The sequence below is a fragment of the Sedimentibacter sp. LTW-03 genome, assembly GCF_052059825.1.
GTDB lineage: Bacteria > Bacillota > Clostridia > Tissierellales > Sedimentibacteraceae > Sedimentibacter.
Map to the genome: position 1 here is coordinate 1515831 of NZ_CP197180.1, position 20767 is coordinate 1536597.

At 35.6% G+C, this 20767-nt stretch carries 21 protein-coding genes; 4 read left to right on the forward strand and 17 right to left on the reverse strand.

Features of this window, described 5'->3' with window-relative positions:
* Positions 1-91: 91 nt before the first annotated feature.
* The 3 genes from scfB to ACS3UD_RS07655 form a co-directional block, all read right to left on the reverse strand.
* Complete coding sequence (gene scfB, locus ACS3UD_RS07645) at positions 92-1429, reverse strand: thioether cross-link-forming SCIFF peptide maturase (protein WP_308137046.1); 1338 nt, start codon at positions 1427-1429, stop codon at positions 92-94.
* A gap of 313 nt (positions 1430-1742) precedes the next feature.
* The gene (scfA, locus tag ACS3UD_RS07650; protein WP_213926898.1) at positions 1743-1883 is read right to left on the reverse strand and encodes a six-cysteine ranthipeptide SCIFF; all 141 of its coding nucleotides are present in this window, start codon (positions 1881-1883) and stop codon (positions 1743-1745) included.
* Between the two features lie 82 nt (positions 1884-1965).
* The gene (locus ACS3UD_RS07655) at positions 1966-2331 is read right to left on the reverse strand and encodes a TIGR04086 family membrane protein (RefSeq protein ID WP_308137045.1); all 366 of its coding nucleotides are present in this window, start codon (positions 2329-2331) and stop codon (positions 1966-1968) included.
* 319 nt (positions 2332-2650) lie between these two features.
* Between ACS3UD_RS07655 and ACS3UD_RS07660 the strand changes: the two genes are divergently transcribed.
* A complete protein-coding gene (locus ACS3UD_RS07660) occupies positions 2651-5332 on the forward strand; it encodes a cation-translocating P-type ATPase (RefSeq protein ID WP_308137044.1) in 2682 nt (893 codons plus the stop codon).
* 79 nt (positions 5333-5411) lie between these two features.
* Here the strand turns inward: ACS3UD_RS07660 and yajC are convergent, their stop codons facing one another.
* Genes yajC through ruvC form a run of 7 tightly spaced genes read right to left on the reverse strand, consistent with a single transcriptional unit; the run spans position 5412 to position 11808 of the window.
* The gene (gene yajC, locus ACS3UD_RS07665; protein WP_308137043.1) at positions 5412-5747 is read right to left on the reverse strand and encodes a preprotein translocase subunit YajC; all 336 of its coding nucleotides are present in this window, start codon (positions 5745-5747) and stop codon (positions 5412-5414) included.
* A 15-nt stretch (positions 5748-5762) separates the two neighbouring features.
* A complete protein-coding gene (gene tgt, locus ACS3UD_RS07670; protein WP_308137042.1) occupies positions 5763-6872 on the reverse strand; it encodes a tRNA guanosine(34) transglycosylase Tgt in 1110 nt (369 codons plus the stop codon).
* Positions 6873-6882: 10 nt separating this feature from the next.
* Positions 6883-7920, reverse strand: a complete 1038-nt coding sequence (gene queA / locus ACS3UD_RS07675) for a tRNA preQ1(34) S-adenosylmethionine ribosyltransferase-isomerase QueA (protein ID WP_308137041.1) — start codon at positions 7918-7920, stop codon at positions 6883-6885.
* Complete coding sequence (locus ACS3UD_RS07680) at positions 7917-9653, reverse strand: SpoIID/LytB domain-containing protein (protein ID WP_308137040.1); 1737 nt, start codon at positions 9651-9653, stop codon at positions 7917-7919. The genes queA and ACS3UD_RS07680 overlap by 4 nt, the downstream gene beginning before the upstream one ends.
* Before the next feature lie 9 nt (positions 9654-9662).
* A complete protein-coding gene (gene ruvB / locus ACS3UD_RS07685; RefSeq protein ID WP_308140104.1) occupies positions 9663-10697 on the reverse strand; it encodes a Holliday junction branch migration DNA helicase RuvB in 1035 nt (344 codons plus the stop codon).
* Positions 10698-10699: 2 nt separating this feature from the next.
* A complete protein-coding gene (gene ruvA, locus ACS3UD_RS07690) occupies positions 10700-11296 on the reverse strand; it encodes a Holliday junction branch migration protein RuvA (RefSeq protein ID WP_308137039.1) in 597 nt (198 codons plus the stop codon).
* Positions 11297-11307: 11 nt separating this feature from the next.
* The gene (gene ruvC, locus ACS3UD_RS07695; RefSeq protein WP_308137038.1) at positions 11308-11808 is read right to left on the reverse strand and encodes a crossover junction endodeoxyribonuclease RuvC; all 501 of its coding nucleotides are present in this window, start codon (positions 11806-11808) and stop codon (positions 11308-11310) included.
* Positions 11809-11978: 170 nt separating this feature from the next.
* Between ruvC and rodA the strand changes: the two genes are divergently transcribed.
* On the forward strand, positions 11979-13133 hold the full coding sequence (gene rodA, locus ACS3UD_RS07700; RefSeq protein ID WP_308137037.1) for a rod shape-determining protein RodA: 1155 nt from the start codon (positions 11979-11981) through the stop codon (positions 13131-13133).
* A 40-nt stretch (positions 13134-13173) separates the two neighbouring features.
* On the opposite strand, the gene ACS3UD_RS07705 is transcribed toward rodA, so the two are convergent.
* Positions 13174-14823 carry a nucleoside kinase gene (locus ACS3UD_RS07705; RefSeq protein WP_440977750.1) on the reverse strand — a complete coding sequence of 550 codons (1650 nt, stop codon included), beginning with the start codon at positions 14821-14823 and terminating at the stop codon, positions 13174-13176.
* On the reverse strand, positions 14801-15742 hold the full coding sequence (locus ACS3UD_RS07710; RefSeq protein ID WP_308137034.1) for an RluA family pseudouridine synthase: 942 nt from the start codon (positions 15740-15742) through the stop codon (positions 14801-14803). Before ACS3UD_RS07710 ends, ACS3UD_RS07705 begins: the two co-directional genes overlap by 23 nt.
* Positions 15743-15917: 175 nt before the next feature.
* Between ACS3UD_RS07710 and ACS3UD_RS07715 the strand changes: the two genes are divergently transcribed.
* Positions 15918-16412: a hypothetical protein gene (locus tag ACS3UD_RS07715; RefSeq protein ID WP_308137033.1), complete on the forward strand. Its 495-nt coding sequence runs from the start codon at positions 15918-15920 to the stop codon at positions 16410-16412.
* Positions 16413-16662: 250 nt separating this feature from the next.
* Here the strand turns inward: ACS3UD_RS07715 and ACS3UD_RS07720 are convergent, their stop codons facing one another.
* From ACS3UD_RS07720 to ACS3UD_RS07730, 3 genes are all read right to left on the reverse strand, one after another.
* Positions 16663-17217, reverse strand: a complete 555-nt coding sequence (locus tag ACS3UD_RS07720) for a DUF6648 family protein (protein ID WP_308137032.1) — start codon at positions 17215-17217, stop codon at positions 16663-16665.
* A 310-nt stretch (positions 17218-17527) separates the two neighbouring features.
* The gene (locus ACS3UD_RS07725; protein ID WP_308137031.1) at positions 17528-17956 is read right to left on the reverse strand and encodes a hypothetical protein; all 429 of its coding nucleotides are present in this window, start codon (positions 17954-17956) and stop codon (positions 17528-17530) included.
* Between the two features lie 121 nt (positions 17957-18077).
* Positions 18078-19007 carry a TIGR01212 family radical SAM protein gene (locus ACS3UD_RS07730; protein WP_308137030.1) on the reverse strand — a complete coding sequence of 310 codons (930 nt, stop codon included), beginning with the start codon at positions 19005-19007 and terminating at the stop codon, positions 18078-18080.
* A gap of 174 nt (positions 19008-19181) precedes the next feature.
* Between ACS3UD_RS07730 and ACS3UD_RS07735 the strand changes: the two genes are divergently transcribed.
* Complete coding sequence (locus ACS3UD_RS07735; protein ID WP_308137029.1) at positions 19182-19397, forward strand: asparagine synthase; 216 nt, start codon at positions 19182-19184, stop codon at positions 19395-19397.
* 85 nt (positions 19398-19482) lie between these two features.
* Here the strand turns inward: ACS3UD_RS07735 and ACS3UD_RS07740 are convergent, their stop codons facing one another.
* Positions 19483-19674 carry a DUF378 domain-containing protein gene (locus tag ACS3UD_RS07740; RefSeq protein ID WP_213926915.1) on the reverse strand — a complete coding sequence of 64 codons (192 nt, stop codon included), beginning with the start codon at positions 19672-19674 and terminating at the stop codon, positions 19483-19485.
* A 76-nt stretch (positions 19675-19750) separates the two neighbouring features.
* The gene (locus ACS3UD_RS07745) at positions 19751-20584 is read right to left on the reverse strand and encodes an HAD family hydrolase (RefSeq protein ID WP_308137028.1); all 834 of its coding nucleotides are present in this window, start codon (positions 20582-20584) and stop codon (positions 19751-19753) included.
* Between the last annotated feature and the right edge of the window lie 183 nt (positions 20585-20767).

The window sequence follows — 20767 nt, forward strand, 5'->3', positions numbered from 1 at the left end:
GTAATCATATGTAGATATCAAAATATATTATACTATAGTCTAGTATATATTTACCACTATTTTTTACAATTAAGCATAATATTACAATAAATTATTCACTTAATTTCGCTTTTATATATATTGAGCACTCAATTCTTTTTTTCTCAAGCTCGCATCCAACATTGTAAGGAACATCAAAATTATGGTTAAAATTGTATGCATTTGCATGACATCCTCCGCTGCAGTAATACTTTGCCCAGCAATCTTTGCATACAGGCTTGTCATTTACAGATACATTTTTGAATTTGCTTACAACCGGCTCGTTTACTATTCCTTCATCAACATTTCCTATAATGAATTCCTCCTGGCCGACAAACTGATGGCACGGATAAAATTCCCCTGCAGGCGTTACGGCAACATATTCCGTTCCTGCTCCGCAGCCTATAGATCTCTTGTATATGCACGGGCCTCCATCAAGTTCAATGTTAAAGTGGAAAAATTGGAATTTCTTGCTGTCATCTTTTTGGGATTCCAAATAAAGTCTGGCAAGCTTTTCGTATTCATTTTTTAATATTTCAAGATGTTCTTCAAGCAAGGCGTATTTTTCTTCTGGGCTTGCAACCACAGGCTCTACGGAGATTTTATCAAATCCCAAGTCTCTCATATGCCTTACATCTTCAGAAAAATCAAGATTGTTCGCAGTAAAAGTACCTCTGGCAAAATAATCTTTATCCATCCTTTTTGCTACAAATTTTTTAAAGTTATTTACAATAACATCGTAGCTACCCATTTTATTAACAGTCTTTCTCATGCGGTCGTTAGTAGATTTTCTTCCGTCTATACTTAACACCACATTGTCCATATTTTCATTTATATAGTCTATCTTTTCGTCATCCAGGAGAACTCCGTTTGTAGTTACGGTAAATCTAAAGTGCTTATTGTACTTATCTTCCAAAGACCTTCCATAACTCACAAGCTTTTTAATCGTTTCAAAATTCATAAGAGGTTCCCCTCCAAAGAAGTCAACTTCAAGATTTCTTCTTGTTCCAGAATTTTTCACCAGGTAATCAAAAGCTTTTTTCCCTGTTTCAAAGCTCATATATGATCTTTCACCGTTGTAACTTCCCTGTGATGCAAAGCAATATTCACACCTCAGGTTACAATCATGTGTCATGTTAAGACACATAGCCTTAACAGCAGGTTTAATTTTGTTTACAGGATTGGATTCTTCTGTGTAAAGCATATTGTTAACTATGAGATAGTTAATTTCTAAAATAGCCTCATCAGTTGCTTCCTTGCCGTATTTTTTTTCAATTTCTTCAACTTTATGTCCGCATTTAAAACTTTCATCATTTAATAGGTCATATACCACTTCATCAACAACATGCACCAGCCCGCTGTTAGTATCAATAGCGAAGCACATGTTGTCCAAACAAAATAGATGTATCATCTCTTCCTCCAAATTACTTTATGGCTCATCAATGGATCATATTATATTACATATTCCGTTAAACATTGTGTTGATCAGGCCATTTATCAGTTAGCGTTTCATTAACAGAAATTTTTCGCTGTTCAGAAAAAAACCCCCTTAAAGGGGTCATCTACACAAAGGCAACAACTTAACCAAGAAGCTGCACAAGTTGCTGAAAAAATCTGCCTGCATCGATTCTGTTAAAACAAACAATCGTTAAGTATCCGAACATACTGTTTATGCCTACCTTCCAAAATCTTGCAGAACAAACTTTTTCAACACCCTTAACTATTTATTTATTCTCGCACTTTTGGTTTCCTACTGTACAAGAAGTTTTGCATGCAGATTGACATGAAGTCTGGCATTCGCCGCATCCTTTTACATTCATGTTATCTGTAAGTTTTGTTTTGTTTAGCGTTTTAATATGTACCATACTGAACCTCCTTCGAACTTTTTAAATTATAGCATTTTTGGAGATTATTTAAAAGTGTTTTTTTTTAAATTTTATAAATAGGCTACCTTTGAGTGCGAAGTTTCATATTTACTCCTACTATTCCTGCGAGAATTGAAACAGGCAGGTAAAGCAAGTGCATCAATATATTTATTTCTCCCGGATGCCTGAATATAACTTTCATCAGCAACACAACTGCAAAATAAACTATCCACATTTCAATTCCCCTTAGCAAACCTCTCTCGTGCACACTTTTGGAGTACATAAGCGTCACTACAAACATACATATGGGAATCACAAAACTGTATGCAAGTTCCAATGAGGGCTGTTTAGAAAAAAAGTACATGTACAATGTAAGAATAAAAAATACAGACAAGGACATTATTAATAAATATAGCGAATATTTAAGCAATTTCATTATTTTCATCATATTAATCCTCCAATTATTATAATCATTAAATTTTATTCAGATGTAAAAAAAAAAGAACCGACAATACTAATAATGGCTATATTTGAGGCATAAAACACTTGACAACAACAGTCGGATTTGCTAAAGTAAGGATACTAAGAGGGAGTAGTTTTAAATCTTCAGTCAACAACCGAATGCCAGCATTCTGGCTGAAGATCTGTTTAAGTAACGTAGGTAACAAGACTTTTAGTATATCTTGGATTTATTATAAAGATATGCCACGAGTCTTTTTTTTTTTAGAAATGGCATACTAGTATAAACTATCAAAAAGGAGAAAATTATGTATTATCAAAAAAAAGCTGACGAAGTCTGTACAGAGTTAAGCACTCTAAGAAGCGGACTGAGTCAGGAGGAAGCAAAAAAGAGACTTGAGCAGAACGGGCCTAATGCTCTAGTTGAGAAAAGCCGTAAAACCTTACTCCAAAAGTTTTTGGCACAATTGAAGGATACTATGATTTATATATTGTTTGCTGCCGCAGCCATATCATTCATGCTGCATGAAGTAACAGATGCAATAATTATACTGCTGGTAGTGCTTATAAATTCTGTGATCGGTGTAATACAGGAATCAAAAGCAGAAGCAGCACTTGAAGCTTTAAAAAACCTTTCAAGCCCGTCAGCAATGGTAAAACGAGGCGGAAAAATAATGGAACTACCTGCATCTGAATTAGTAGTTGGAGACATTGTTGTACTAGAAGCTGGCCGGATAATTCCAGCAGACCTAAGACTTCTTAACTCAGTTAATCTGAAAATAGAAGAATCGGCATTGACCGGTGAATCAGTACCTGTTGACAAGAATGCTGAATTCATTGCAGATACAGAAGTCGGCATAGGCGACAGAATTAATATGGCATACTCATCAACAAGCGTTGCTTACGGGCGGGGCGAAGGTGTTGTTGTATATACGGGCATGGATACAGAAATCGGTAAAATTGCCGCAATGCTGAATGAAAGCGAAGAAGAGCTTACGCCTCTTCAAAAAAGGCTTAACGATTTAGGCAAGGTTCTGGGGATAGTTGCAATTGTAATAGTTCTTGCAATGTTCGGTATTGCGGTACTGCAGGGCAGAGACATTGTTGAAATGCTTATTACTGCAATTTCTCTTGCGGTAGCTGCTATTCCTGAGGGTCTTACAGCAGTTGTAACCATCGTTCTTGCTCTTGGGGTTCAAAGAATGGTAAAAGTCAACACAATAGTGCGAAAGCTGCCGGCAGTTGAAACATTAGGCGCAGTAAGCACTGTATGCTCAGATAAAACAGGTACCCTCACTCAGAATAAAATGACTGTAACAAAAATATATTTAGATGGGCAAATAAAAGAAGTTAATGACCTTTCCTACGATAAAAATACTGTATTTATGAAAGGTTTTGTACTGTGCAATGATGCCTCAACCGCAAACAATGAAAGAATAGGAGACCCAACTGAACTGGCTCTTCTTGATATGGGTTCTCTTTCCAACATTACGAGAGAAGAGCTGGAAAAGAGCAACCCACGAATAAACGAGCAGTCATTTGATTCTGCGCGTAAACTTATGACTACCGTCCACAAGGATGAGGACGGCAAGGTTATAAGCTACACAAAGGGAGCAACAGATGTGCTTCTTGGGCGATGTAAAAAAATATACATTGACGGAAAGACTGTAGATATTACAGATACGCATATTGCAGGCATAAACAATGCTGCTTCTGAAATGGCAAAAGATGCCTTAAGAGTTTTAGCACTGGGTATCAAACAGGATGATGATTCTGCAAGTGAAGAAAATCTTACATTTGTTGGTTTGGTTGGCATGATAGACCCTCCACGTCCGGAAGCCAAAGATTCTGTCAAAACATTAAAACAAGCGGGTATAACAACCATAATGATTACCGGAGATCATAAAGATACAGCCCTTGCAATAGCCAAGGAACTGGGTATTGCAGAGGATGAGAGCCAATGTATAACCGGAAGCCAGTTGAACGAGCTGACTCAGGAACAGTTAAACCATAAGGTTAACAACTTAAGAGTGTTCGCCCGCGTGTCGCCGGAACATAAGGTAATGATAGTTAAAGCATTCAAATCAAACGGAAGCATAGTTTCAATGACAGGTGACGGTGTAAATGATGCTCCTTCATTAAAAGCAGCCGACATTGGCGTTGCAATGGGAATAACCGGAACTGATGTAGCAAAAGGTGCCGCTGACATGGTTCTGACAGATGATAACTTTGCGACGATTGAGAAAGCAGTTGCTGAAGGAAGAGGTATTTACAATAATATCAAGAAGACTGTATTGTTCCTTCTTTCCTCAAATTTTGGAGAAGTTATATCCATGTTTGGAGCAATAGTCGCAGGACTTGCAGCTCCTCTGCAATCAATTCACATACTGTGGATTAACCTTATAACCGACTCTCTGCCGGGCCTTGCTCTTGGAGTTGACTCAAAAGATGAAGATATAATGGAAGCGAGTCCAAGAAATCCAAATGAAAGTCTGTTTGCCCACGGAGGCATGGCATTTACCGTATACAACGGCTTCATGATTGCAGCCCTTACATTGGGAGCATTTCTTTGGTCTCCTGTCATTCATCTGAATAATGCCGGCATGGAAGTAACACTGGAAAATATAAAATGGATGCTTGGACAGGTTATACAAGAAAACGGGGTCGATTACAGCATAATCGAGCATGCTCAGACATATGCATTCACAACACTGGGCGTTTCACAGCTGTTTCATGCAATAGGAATGAGAAACTACGATAAATCTCTTTTTAAACAGAATTTATTTGACAATAAATCAATGATAGGTGCTTTTATCATAGGTCTGCTTCTTCAAGTTGCAGTTACTGAAATTCCTATACTTGTCGAAGCTTTTGAAACTAGCAAACTGTCATTTAAAGAATGGGGAAACCTGATACTTTTATCAATGGTTCCTCTGCTGTCCCATGAAATTGTTGTAGCAGGAAAGCACATATTTAAAAAACAAGCATAATTATAAATAAACCCGGCTTCTTCAAGCCGGGTTTATTTATGCAAGAAAAAAGGAGCATCAATGCTCCTATATGTATCAATTACTTATTATCATCTTCATCTGTCGATTTGGTTTCAGTTTCAACTTCTTCGACAGCAGCTGCTTTTTCTTTTCCCTTTTTAACAACATTTCCTATTGCCCATTTAGAGAATTCAATTCTTTGCTTAGCGTGCGGCATTTCTAATACCACGATTTCATCATTAACCTTAACTACTTTTCCATGAATTCCGCCGATTGTAATGACTTCATCTCCTGTAGCCAGGCTGTCTCTCATTGCCTTTATTTCTTTGTCCTTTTTTTTCTGCGGTCTGATCATCATAAAATACATTAATGCAAATAAAACGACCATCATTAAAATTCCGCTATATTGTTCCATATTTCCTCCTAATGTTTAGTATCCATAGTTCTCATAAAATTGTTTTTTAAATTTCATGAAATTGTCTTCCATTATACTTATTCTAATACGTTTCATTAAATTAATCAAGAAAAATAAATTATGAATTGATGCAAGCCTTGCACCAAGTATCTCGTTTTCACTGAATAAATGCCTTATATAAGCCCTTGAATAGTTTCGGCATGTGTAGCATCCGCACTCTTCGTCAATTGGCCCAAAATCATGCTTGTGCTTGGCATTTTTAATGGTAAGCTGTCCTTTGCTCGTCATGAATGCACCGTGCCTTGCCATTCTTGTGGGAAGCACACAGTCCGCCATATCTATTCCTCTTTCAACCGCTTCAAACAGATAATCAGGACTTCCAACACCCATCAGGTATCTTGGTTTTTTCTTTGGCAGAAGCTCAACGGTATAATCCATTACCTCGCACATCAATTCTCTCGGCTCACCTACGCTTAGCCCTCCAACAGCATATCCAGGGAAATCAAGCTCTGTGAGTTGCTTTACACTTTCTATTCTCAAATCTTTGTACATTCCTCCCTGCACAATACCAAACAATGCCTGATTGTCGATATTTTTATGAAAGTCCTTGCAACGTTTTGCCCATCTTGTAGTTCTCTGCATAGATTTTTCAACATATTCATATGTTGCCGGATAAGGAGCACATTCATCAAATGCCATCATTATATCCGATCCCAGGTAGTTTTGTATTTCCATAGACTTTTCAGGGCTTATGAAGTGCTTAGAACCGTCTATGTGGGATCTGAATTCAACTCCCTCTTCCCTGATTTTTCTTAAATCTCCGAGGCTGAACACCTGAAACCCTCCGCTGTCCGTTAGAATTGGACCATCCCAGTTCATAAACTTGTGCAATCCTCCAGCTTCTCTAATAAGCTCATGTCCGGGTCTTAAGTACAAATGGTATGTATTGCTCAATATTATTTGAGCTTCCAACGATTTCATTTCTTCAGGAGTCATTGCCTTTACAGTCGCCTTAGTTCCCACCGGCATGAAAATAGGTGTTTCTATATCTCCGTGATTTGTATGGATAATTCCCAACCTTGCCTTACATTCTTTAGATTCTTTTATTAATTCAAAATTAAACATATTTCACCCTTTATTTAATCAGCATAGCATCGCCGAAGCTGAAAAACCTGTATTTGTTTTTTACTGCAATATTATAAGCATTCATTATGTTTTCTTTGCCTGCCAGCGCACTTACAAGCATTATAAGCGTGGACTCTGGCAGATGGAAATTTGTAATAAGTGTGTCCACAACCTTGTATTTATATCCCGGATATATAAATATATCTGTCCATCCTTTTTGAGCTCTAACAAATCCACGATCATCTCCTATTGTTTCCAATGTTCTCGTGCTTGTTGTTCCAACAGAGATTATTCTATTTCCATTCATTTTTGCCCTGTTTATTTTTTCCGCCTCGATTTCCGACAGCTCATAATATTCAGAGTGCATTTTATGCTCGGAAATAAATTCAGACTTAACCGGTCTAAAGGTTCCAAGCCCTACATGCAACGTCAGCCTGGCTATGTCTGTTCCCATTTCTTCTATCTTTTTCAACAATTCGTCATTGAAATGTAATCCGGCAGTAGGTGCGGCAGCAGAACCGGGATTTTTAGCATAAATCGTCTGATACCTGTTCTTATCCTCCAGCTTCTCGTGTATGTACGGAGGAAGCGGCATTTCTCCCAACTGATCCAGTATTTCCTCAAAAATTCCATTATATTTAAATTCAATTATTCGATTACCATCATCCTCAACCTCTATTATTTTGCCGGAAAGCAGATTTTCTTTGAATACTATTTCAACTCCGTTCCTTGCTTTCTTGCCTGGTTTAACTAAAGTTTCCCATTTGTTGTCATCAATCCTTTTCAACAAAAGAAGCTCAATTACGGCTCCCGTATCCTTTCTTGTTCCAAAAAGCCTCGCCGGTAGCACCTTAGTATCGTTAATTACAAGGCAGTCGCCTTTTTTTAAATAGTTCACAATTTCATAGAAATGTCTATGCTCAACCTCTCCGGTACTTTTATCAAGCACCAGAAGTCTTGAATGATCCCTATCCTTTATAGGAGTCTGAGCTATAAGCTCCTGGGGAAGATCATAATAAAAATCACTTGTCTTAAAATCATTTATCATCTAATTGTTACTCCAGTATAGTAATGTTCTAATATTTCGTCGTACTTAAATCCTTCTTCAGCCATTTGCTTGGCTCCGTACTGGCTCATGCCGATACCGTGCCCCCAGCCTCTTCCCTGGAAATTGTAATCTGATGAATCTGTATCCAAAACAGATACTCCTGAAGAGCTAATAACTGAAATTTTTTCTTGTGTTAATTTTTTTGTACCTGAGGATGATATTACATGTCGGCCTGTAACACTTCCTGTATCCAATCGATTCACCGTATCCGCCGTTTCGCTGCCTGCATCTTCTTCTGGTATTTCATCTATTATGTGATCCAGAATTCCTCCTCTTGAAGGGATTTCCTGCTTTAAACCGTCATCTTCAGCTGTGCTTGAACTTTTATCAAATGTAAATTCATTTGTAAAATAATACACTGTTCCGTTTTCAACTGTAAACCATTGGCTCATAAGACCAAGAACAAGCCTTGCATCTTCCTTATAATATACAATTTCTCCAATATCAGTTAAAAATATGCATTTCAAAACCCTGTTATTTTCAGAAACCTCCGCTATTTCTATACTGTAAAGCTCATCAACGTTGTTTCCATCATCATTGAGCATTTTAATTATTTCGCTTCTTTTATATGATTTCTGCCATTCATTGTACGGTGAATCAGACCTGTCCGAATACTCATCATCTACAGCAACGCCATACGGAAGTTTTGACGACCATACATTTTCCGTATTCTCGGTTTTTCCTCCGCTGGTAGAATGATAAAATGCTTGAATAAGCTTGTCTTCATAATAAATCATTTCACCCTTTGTTTCATCTACAGCTTCATTAGTTGATTCCTTTTCCGAAGAATAACCCATGTATACCTGGCTGTTTTGGTTGTCATCCATATCATAGCCGTATGAAGCATAAGGACTTAGGCAAGAAACTGCATATGTCCTGGCTGCAACCGCCTGTGCTTTAAGAGACTCTTTTCCCCATGAAGCGGATATTTCATTTGGAACTACACCATACAGATAGCTTTCAAGATCTACAAAATTAATAGAAATAAGCTTAGAATTATCTATTATTTTAAACCCTATAAAACCCCTGTAAGGTTTCTTATCAATTTTAATCATTTCACAGCCTTCGCCGTCATTGTATGATGAAAAATATATGTCCATGTCGTTACTGTACATAAATGCAACATTGTCATTATCATCATAGGCTGCTACATTTTGCATATTAGTGCTTACAACTTCTACTTCATACCCCTCGTCAACCATTTCTTCCATTAACTCTTTTGCTCCGTACATGTCAGCATACATACCACCGTAAATTCTGTAGCCATCATTACTAAGCTGTGGGAAAAAGTCTTCTCTGAATTCTTCCTCCAGTTCATTTGCAACTCTATCAGCTTTTTCAAAAGAAGAATATAGCTGGTCAAGAACAACATGGTTTGGTCCAACAGACGCCTTGTTTTTTTCCTGTGTGTAGCTGTATTCACTGTCGAAATACGAATCTAAGAGGAGACATAAGCTGTCTTCATTTAACTGAAACAGCTCCTCCGGCTTTCCATCCAGTTCATAAACGGTTATATCTTCATAGCTCTGGATTGATGACTGCTCGTTGTATACTCTTGGATACCGTATTCTGATTCTAACATATTCTTCATCAGAAGCTCCGAAGCAGGCAGAAATTGATAAAATTAAAATCAATAAAGACATAGCTGTAATCTTCAATATGTTTTTTTTCATATAAATCACCTAATCCAGATCAATTGTTGTTTGACTTGTATTTTTTCTATGCTTATTTACATGCCTGTATCCATGTTCTGTAACGATTCTACCTCTTGGCGTTCGGCTCAAATATCCTATCTGAAGAAGATAAGGTTCATAAACATCCTCTATCGTTCCCTTTTCTTCACCTATTGAAGCAGACAGAGTTTCCAGCCCTACAGGGCCTCCCTTGTAAAAATCAATGATTGTGTTCAATATTCTCCTGTCAAGTTTATCCAGTCCCATTTCATCTATTTCTAACATTTTAAGAGCGCTGTCAGCCGTTTCTGTATCGATTATTCCGTCACTTTTCACTATGGCATAATCCCTTACACGCCTTAGTAGTCTGTTTGCTATTCTAGGTGTTCCCCTTGATCTCCTTGCAATTTCTTCTGCTCCATTCTCATTTATTTCAACATCAATAATTCCGGCAGAACGAAGTACAATTTCTTTTAAATCTTTTACATTATAAAAATCCAGGTTGCACATGACACCGAACCTGTCTCTCAAAGGTGATGCCAGCATTCCAGATCTTGTTGTGGCACCGATTAAAGTAAATTTCGGCAAATCAAGCCTTATAGATCTTGCTGATGGTCCCTTGCCTATTATAATATCAAGAGCGAAATCCTCAAGTGCAGGGTATAAGATTTCTTCCACATTCTTATTTATTCTGTGAATCTCATCAATAAACAGCACATCATTCTCGTTTAAATTCGTCAATATTGCTGCTAAATCTCCCTGCCTTTCTATCGCCGGACCTGATGTAACTCTGATGTTCACTCCCATTTCATTTGAAATAATATTGGCAAGCGTGGTTTTTCCCAACCCAGGAGGCCCAGAAAGCAGCACATGATCCAGAGGCTGATTTCTCATTTGAGCCGACTGAATGAAAATATTAAGAACCTCTTTAACCTTGCTTTGTCCAATATATTGACAGAGTCTTTGGGGCCTCAGGCTGAGTTCAAGTTCTTCCTCACCTGTATTTGCAGTACCGGCAACTATTTCATTTTCTCTTTCAAACATCATTATCCCTGCCTGTTAATATTTTTTAATGCTTCCTTAATAATTTCGTTCTCCGTCTTTCCAGTCGTGTCAATTTTATCAAGGGCCTTTTTAGATTCATTCGGATTAAATCCCAGTGATATTAAACCATTTATTACATCATCTGATTCGGAATCAAAGCGCTGAATTTCCGTTGGTGCCGAAACTTCTATGCTGTCAAGTGTTCCAACTTTGTCCTTTAACTCAAGAATTATTTTCCCTGCTGTTTTTTTCCCTATGCCGGGAACCTTGGACATGCTTGCAACATCATCTTTAATAATTATTTCCTTAACAGTATTTGTTTCATAAGTGGACAAAATTGATAATCCTGCTTTAGGGCCGATACCATTCACTGAAATTAGTTTTTTATACATTTCAATTTCATCCGAGGTCAGAAACCCGTACAGCGCAATATTATCCTCTCTTACATGCATATATATATGTATTGAAGTCCTCTCTCCTTCACTTACCTTATTTAAAGTTGAGCGGGATGTGCTTACATAGTAGCCTATATCATTATTTTCTACAACTATGTAATCAGGTCCTTTTTTTACTACTTCACCTTTGATATAACTAATCATCTGACACTCCGTTAATATTTTAATATTTTATAGTTATTTGCATATTTTAATGAATGAGCATGACAGATAGCTGCCGCCAGTCCGTCGGCTACATCATCTGGCTTTGGAATGCATTCAAGGTGAAGTATTATTTTCACCATTTCTTGGATCTGCCTTTTTTCGGCTCTGCCGTAGCCCACAATGCCCTGCTTTATCTGAAGAGGTGTGTATTCATACAAAGGTATTCCGAAATTTTCCGCTGCTAAAAGGTGTACCCCCCTTGCCTCTGCAATGGCTATGGCTGTCTTAACATTTTTATTATAAAAAAGTTCCTCAATGGCAACTGCTTCGGGCTTGTACAACATAAACAGCTCTGTATATCTGTCATATATTTTTTTTAGCCTCTTTGGGAATTCTTCACAGCTGTCTGTTGTAACCGCACCGTAATCCAATACTTCGAATTTATTTCCGACATAATTTAAAATACCGTAGCCTGATATGGCAAGGCCCGGATCTATACCGAATATAATCATAGTTTCTCCTAACTCTTGGGTTATTTCAAATTATAACATAGATTCATCGTCATGTTAAGAACTTTTTAACCCCTGAAATATCACGGTATACAATTATTGTCATAAATAATATTTTACTTTTCATTATATTAAAATATGATATAATAACGTATATTACAAAGGAGTTTAACATGTTTAAGAAAGAAAGCAAACTTAAGAGGTTTGATTTTGTGTTGTTTTTTACAACGATTATATTGTGTGTTTTTGGTTTTATAATAATTAATAGCGCAACCATGAGCAAAATATCCGGAAGCGAGCCGTATTTAAAAACTCAGATAGCTGCCTTCGGGATTGGTCTAGCTGTACTGCTTGTGCTCGTAATGATAGACTACGACATATACGGAACCTTTTATATCCCAATTTACGGAGTAACTGTGATTCTGCTGGTATATGTTCTTATAAATCCCGTAAGCGCCTCAGAATGGGGTGATGTACGAAGCTGGATTTCCGTAGGTCCTATTGTATTTCAGCCTTCAGAATTGGCTAAATTTGGAGTTATAATATCAGTATCAAAATACATTGATATAAACAAGGAAAATTTGAACGATCCTGCAGTGCTTATAAAAGTTTTAATTTTTGCATTTTTCCCAATAGCATTAATTTTAATGCAGCCTGATTTTGGAACCGCCATGGTTTTCATTTTCTTTATTGCGGTTATGATTTTCGTAGCTGGGATAGACAGGAAATATATTATTTCAGTCATGTTAATTATTCTTATACTTCTTATAGTAGGGCTTGTTTTTCTCTACTATATAATGCAGGATTATACACCCAATGAAGATTATCGTATAGACAGAATAGTAACATTCTTTTACCCCGAACTGGACCCGGAAGATACAGGTTACCAGGTTATACAGTCCAAGACTGCCATCGGCTCAGGCATGCTTTACGGCAGAGGATTGTACAACGGAGTTCAAAACCAGCTTGGATACCTGCCGACAAAGGAAACAGATTTTATATTTGCGGTAATAGGAGAAGAATTAGGGCTCATTGGAGGTCTTTTTCTGCTCAGTCTTTATGCAATCTTGCTTAACAGGTTGATACGTATTGCGAAACATTCATCTAACCTGTTCGGATCCCTGATAGTGACAGGAATAGCCTCCATGCAATTCTTCCATATTTTCGAAAATATAGGCATGACAATGGGATTGTTACCTGTAACAGGTATACCTCTTCCGTTTATAAGTTCTGGAGGAACATTTATGCTTATAAATATGGTAAGCATGGGGCTCGCCCTCAGCGTAGGTATGAAAAGAGGAAAAGTAGATTTAAATGATTTCATGTAAAAAGGAGTTGAACAATTTGTTAATTGTTCAACTCCTTTTTTTATTCAAAACAGCTTCCACCTATAAATTCCCTCAAAATTGATGTGCTTGCAATTGCACTTTCATCTTCGATTGATTTAAAATAGCTTAAAAACTTCAGTAATCGCTGCCTCTCGGGATAAAACTTGCTATTTTTTTCTATTCCGTTTATAAGAGGCTCAGCGTATTTTTTTAGTACGCACAGTTCATATACCAAAGCAGAGTTAAATATTGCATCTGCATTTTCCTGATACGGAAAAATAAACCTTTCAGTTCCTCTAACTACATTATCCCAAAGCTCCATTGTTTTCAACGCATCATTTCCCCGGTGAGTATTGTCTCGCACTATTCTCCTCAGTAGCCTTAAATCAGATGTAGAAATACGATTGTGATTATCTATGTTCAGCTGAGTCAAAGCACTTATATAAATCTTAAACTTATTGATTTGAGGTATCTGCTTTGTGAGTTTATCATTCAACCCGTGTATTCCTTCAATAATAATTATGTGATCTTTCGTCAGGGTAACGGGCTCTCTGGTATATTCCCTCTTGCCAAGCTTAAAATTATAGACCGGCAATTTAACAGTTTCACAGGTCATAAGGCTCAACAGCTGCTCGTTAAACAAATCCAAATCCAAAGCGTCAATCGTCTCAAAATCATAAGCACCATTTTCGTCCTTAGGTGTCAGATACCTGTCAACAAAGTAATCATCAAGAGAAAGCGCATATGTCTTTTTCCCGTTAACTCTCAGCTGAATTGACAGCCTCTGCGCAAATGTAGTCTTGCCCGAAGAGGATGGACCAGCTATGAGCACTATTTTAATATTTTTGTCACCGGCTATCTCATCCGCAATATAGGCGATTTTTTTCTCATGCAGGGCTTCGTTAATACGGATCATATCATTAATTGTATTATTGACTATTTTTTTGTTTAGAACGCCTACATAGCCTACATCCATTATTTCTCCCCACTCCTCTGCTTCCTTGAACACTTTGTAAAGCTTCTTCTGTTCAATGTATTCGGGAAGTTCAAAGTTGCTTTCTTTTGTGGGAAAATTTAATATTATTCCGGGATAAAACAGCCTCAAGTCAAATTTATCTATATAACCTGTATTTGGTGCCAGGTAGCCGTAGAAGGTATCATAGTATCCATCAAGTTCATATACACGAATTTTATCTTTAGTCCAATATTTCAGAAGCTCTGCCTTATCTTTCATGCCCTGTCCTAAGAATATTTTTTCAGCTTCATCGATATCTAAAAAAACAGTATTAACAGGTCTTTGAGCATCTATAATTTCCTTCATTCTCTTTTTTATGCTTTCAAGCTTGGTATTATTTACCGGCTGCTTAAATTCAAGTTCTGTATACAATCCCTTGTTTAATGAATGCTTAATCTCCACATCTATATTCTTAAATACATCCTTGCATGCTTTTATGTAAATCAAAGAAAGAGTTCTCACATAAATCCTGTGTCCGTCCCTGTCTGTTATATCCAGAAATTCGACCTTATCATTTTCGCAGAAATCTGCGTTGACAAGCTCACGCAGTTTATTGTTTACTTTGATTCCGAGATATTTTTTATAATCCGTTTTGTATTCCTTCAAAAAATCATACAAAGATTTATTATTATCTATGTCTACATTTTTATTTTCATTTACTAATTCTATTTTCATGAGTTTTCCCCCTTAATAAAAATCTGTCATTAATTTCCGACTTTACCGTCTTTCCGTTCAAATAAGACAAGCTGCCTTCATATCCTTCTAAAATCAATTTATAGGCATGCAGAATCTGGTGCTTTTCACTATCTTTTCTGCCATACTTTTTGTCTCCCACAATTGGATGCCCTATGGATGCAAGATGGGCTCTTATCTGGTGTGCTCTTCCGGTTTCTATTTCTATCTCAAGCCATGTAAAATTACCTTCTTCCCTCAAGGGACGTACCGTGGTAATTACCCGTTTTGCACTTTCAGCTTCGTTTTTTATTATTTTCACCATATTTTTATTTTCGTTTTTAATCAGGTAATCCTTAAGTTCAATAGTGTTATCGATTATTCCGTGCACCTTTGCCATGTAGAATTTTTTTATGCTTCTTTCTCTTATAGCCATGTTTGTCTGTTTCAGTGTCTCATAGTTTTTTGCTGCAATAACCAGACCTGAAGTATTCTTGTCCAGCCTGTTGCATACTGCCGGCTTGAAAGTAAAACTGATATTCTTCTCCTTTGCATCCAGATACATTTTAATCTCATCCACAAGGTTTATTGAACTTGTCTCGTCAGGCTGACTACTTAAGCCTATGGGTTTGTTTACAATAAGAATATTATCATCTTCATATACAACGCCAAAATGTATATCTGTCTGTTTTAGTGTTTTCTTTTCTCTGAATTTTGAGATTGTTTCATCAGATAGATAAACCTGCACCAAATCATCCTTTTTTAAAAGGATTTCAGGTTCTGCCTTGGAATTGTTCAATTTTATATTTTTCTTCCTTATCATTTTATAAATAAAGGACTGATTAGCTTTATTAAGATATTTTTTTAAGAATCTATCAAGTCTTTGGCCTTCTTCATTATTAGTAATTATTATTTCCTTCATGTTTTCTCCATGTCTGTTTTGTGATATCTTCATTATATTATACCAAATTATTAGTGAAAGTATATACCTTTGTAAAATTTGATAAAATTTAGTAGGTTTTTATATAACGTGATTATTGTATATGAGCGAATTTTGTGCTATTATTAATCAATAGGATAATCTCAAGGAGTTACAAATGAAAACAATAATTAATGCAATAAGAGACTTTTTATATAATATTACGGACTATGGGTTGATTATTACGGTAATCGTTATTATGGCTGTAATATTAAGTTGGAGGTTTGACATTTTATTTAGCAGGGGCATTGAAAAGGATGTTATTGAAGATTTTCCCGTTGCATCGGAAAATAACCCTGAGACACCAACCGGCGAAGACACTCCTGACCCCGAAAATCCGGAAAGCCCTGAAGAACCAGCGCAAGATGATAACCCAGGATCAGAAACTAATGGCGGAAACAAATTATTTGCAACAGTTAGTATTCCGGAAGGTTCATATCCATCGACAATCGGAGATATCCTTCTTAATTCCAATCTAATTGATGACAAGAATGAGTTTTTAAACAGATCAGTTGAGCTGGGACTTGATACAAGGCTTAGAAGCGGAACATTTGAAATAGAAGTGGGAACATCGTTGGACAATGTGATAAAGATAATAGCAAACGCACAATAGTGATGTCGACAGAAATACTAAAATCAAAGCTTAATAAATAAGAACATCAAGTACACAGCAAAACAGTTTTAAATTAATGGTTTGCTGTGTTTTATTATAATACTTCATATTTTATCATAATTTATAAAATTCATTAATTATGGGGTCTGCAGACAGTTCAAAAATGCTGCAGACCTTTTAATTGATGCTTTCTTAACCAAAAAAGTGTCAATAAAAGTTATAGGAACAATTTATATTCATTGCCTTTTCATCAATACTTAGAATTTACATAGTAATCAATAACCGATTTTTTCTTTTTATCTGAAAACACATTTTCTTTTTTTAATACTTCCAGAAGCCACAGGCTTTTAGAATGAAGCACCGCATATTCATAATCATTCAGCACAATTTCATAAAGCTTACCCTCAAGAATTGTAGATTCCATTTTAATATAGTATGCTTCTACATTTTCGTACTGAAGGAATCTCAAAAGCCTGAATGTTGTTTTATCCTTCTCATTATAATAATAATCGGCATCATTCAAGTACTTGCTGTAAAAGCTTATGTGCTTCCCTTTGTCCTTAATTTCTTGGGCAATCATTCTATGATACTTTGCCATCATATTGTAATACTGATAATTGTACATGCCTTTTTCAAAACTGTCTATTCGCTGAAACGGCTTAATATTTTTTTCAAGCATGTATTTATAATTTAATTCAAGATACTCCTTCTTATTGATATCACCATTCATATGCTGAATAATCAGCATATCCCTGTGTTCGAAAAACTCGTCAAAAATATTCTTGCTCTGTTTAAAATAATTCATAAGATCACTCTTTCTAATAGTCGTACTAAATAGTAAAATAATTTTAACAGAAAAAATGCTTTTTAGCAATAGTGACAGAGATAAGTCCCTAAAATTAGATTCGTTTTAAAGATAATTGCCGCCGAATATCGGCGGCAATTATTAAATAGCAAACATAACAAAATGACAACATCCAAAATGATTCGTTCCGCAGGGCACCTGTTGCGGATAAACCGAATGCATTTAGATGATTAGATTGATAGTTGAATTTTCTGAGATTTTTATAGTTTTAAAACAGCATGAGCCACCGATAAATCGGTGGCTCACCTAACTATAGCATTACTGCCTCTTCAATTACTCTATCTCTTAATCCTTCCGGAATATCTTCTACATCATGATTTACACTCATTACAAATTTCACATCAAATTTCTCTGATAAATAATCCAGTCTTTCTACTACATAATCCAGTTTTTCCATGCCCGCCTGGGCTATCTTGTACAATCCATCTATGTAAACCTGTTCTATATCATAATCTGTGGCAATTAAGCCGCATACAAAGCCTTCAAACTGCTCAGCATTTGTTAGTCCAAATTCTTTTGTGTTTATATATCTGATTCTGTAATCCAAATCGAATATATGTCGGTTGTTCGCTTCCAAAAAAACCATCTTTCCATGTATACTATCGATTGTTTTGTTTGCCATATCAATCATTCTTCTTGTTTTACCGGTGCCGTTGTGCCCACAAACTAATTGAACCATAATAATCACACTCCTATGTTTTTTTTATAAAAGTTAATTACATATATATTGTACCACAAATTGAAAATGTTTACACTACTTATTTTTAAAATTTACAAGTTGTAGTAAAAGTCTTTACATTTTAACCTGCGGTATAATTTTTTATTGATTTGGAACCTTGATGCCTGCCTTCCTTCTCCATTTTCTCAAGAATATCATCCTTTATTTTCCACCAGCTCATACCCCAGTTAACAAACAGGGAGTTTTTCTCCGGAGCTCTACCCACAAGCCTTTGCACCACTATATTCTTATCAAGATGTTCCAGAAATACAATTACTCTTTCAACATATTCTTCCTCGTCAATAACAGTTATTTCCTTATTTTTATATAATATTCCCATCTTTGTATTTTCCATAATATATAGTGAGTGAATTTTAACCTGGTCAACCATGAGTACTGACAAAATTTTTGCTGTCTCCTTCGCATCAATAATATCATCTCCCGGCAGGTTTAAAATAACGTGAGTACATACTTCAAAACCGTATTTTTTTATTCTCATAACAGCATCAATGAATTCAGCAAGAGTATGCCCTCTGTTAATGGATATAAGTGTGTGGTAATTTGCCGTCTGTAATCCCAGCTCTATTGAAATATCAATATTGTATAAATCTTTTACTTCTTTAAGAAACTCAAGATATTCGTTTCCTATACAATCAGGCCTCGTAGAAACAGATATCCCCACTATATCTTTACCAACTGCTTCATTGATATATTTTTTAAATTCTTCAAGTTCAAGATACGTATTCGTATAATTCTGGAAGTAAGCAATGAATTTTTTTGCCTTATACTTTTTAGATATATACTGCATGTTTTTTTCAATTTGTTCCTTTACACTAATAGTATTCTTAAGCATTTCAAAACCTGTACCTACATCTGCACAAAATGTGCACCCTCCGTATCCGATTGTTCCGTCGCGGTTAGGACATGTACATGGAATATTAACCGGAAGCTTATAAACCTTTTCGCCATATTTTTCTTTTAAAAATATAGAATATTCATTATATAATTTCATATTGCCCCTATCATTTGTAATTTTGCAATTTTATTTATATCATATAATTATAATTAAATTAAACAATTAAAGCAATTGAAATTATAATTATTTATATATTTTGGTAATAAAAATTATATTATTTTTAAAATTTATGCAAACAATAATTAAACAACAAAAATTCAGGAGGTATATATGCATATTAGAGAAGGAATCATCCCCGCAGTTTTAGGAACCGCCGTAACAGCTACGGGATTTGCACTAAAAAATAATATTCCGAAATCCTACAGAAACGGAATTATAGGCTTTGGCCTGGCGCATATTGCTATGGGCTCCGCAACGTTTGTAGGTCAAAAAGTCCAAAACAGCAATATGGTAAGAAAAGCTTCTAAAGCAGTTTCGTTTAAGTAGAAAATTTCTGATAATAATTACTGCGGAATATTTTAAAGCAGCAAAACGCTGATGAGCGTTATTGCTGCTTTAAAATATTATTGCTTTACGCAAATATTACGTATAAAAGAGAATAAAGTCCGGCAAGTCCAATAAGAATGTAAAGCATTCGTCCAAATTTATTTTTCCAACCGCCAAAGAAATTTTCAATTATATCAATTTTTGATAATCCGTATAGTCCCCAGTTTAAAGCTCCTATGATAATAAGAATTGACGCTATTGCAGTTAAGATTCTCATAATTCCTCCTCAACAATCTAATATTATTACATTATATTTGATGTCTAAGAGAAATATGTACAAAGCTTATATATTTTTACATCTTAAATATTTCATTCAATATATGGTAAACTCCAGAATCATTGTTATTGTGCGTAGTAATTATTTTAGCAGCTTTTTTTGATTCTTCAGTTCCGTTTAACATGGCAATTCCGAGGCCTGAATTTTTCAAAAGTTCGATATCATTGTTGTCATCTCCTATTGATACTATTTCATCCGGTCCAACATTGTGCTGTAAAGCGTATTTTTTTAATGCACTCCACTTACATCCATCAGGATGAAGGAACTCAAGCAGAGCTCTTTTTCCTATATTTCTGTTGCATATTGTATTATAATTTCCTCTATTTATTTTATTCATTTCATCACTGAAGTCACAAAGCATGTTATAATCATTAAAATAACATACAGACAAAATGTTCTTGATTTCTAGTGGATTAAATTTTTTAAGCTTCGCTCTTTCATAACCCTTCTTAATATATCCCCTGTATACTTCCTCAAAATTCTCATTTTCATATATAAGGTCATATCCGTTAAAGTACTCATCCACATGCAGAACAGGATTCAAATTGCGTTTTATTCCCTCTCGGTAGATTTTTTCAAACTCAAGAGGACTTAGATAATTACATTCAATGAGCTCGTCATTCTGTGATTTTCTTATTATAGCTCCGTTGTTTGCAAGAATAACTGGCTCAACATTTTCTACATCCTTAACAAGAGTCTTTGCCATATAATAATTTCTACCTGTGGCAATAACTATTTTTATTCCTCTTCCATGAAGATCATTTAATATTTCTATATTATTTAAGCTTATATGCTTATCATTATTCAGCAAAGTTCCGTCCAAGTCAAGGACAACCATTTTATACTTCATATAATCACCCCTGTTAATTATACACTGTATTCAGGGAATTGTATATATAAAAGAACGGCTGAGCAACTCTAAGCAATCCTCTGGCTCTATTCGATAAAAAAATAAAAAATATTAGAAAAAAAAATGCTAATTCTAATATTTTTTATTTTGCTGTATAAAATTTTAAAATAAATCTTACAATTC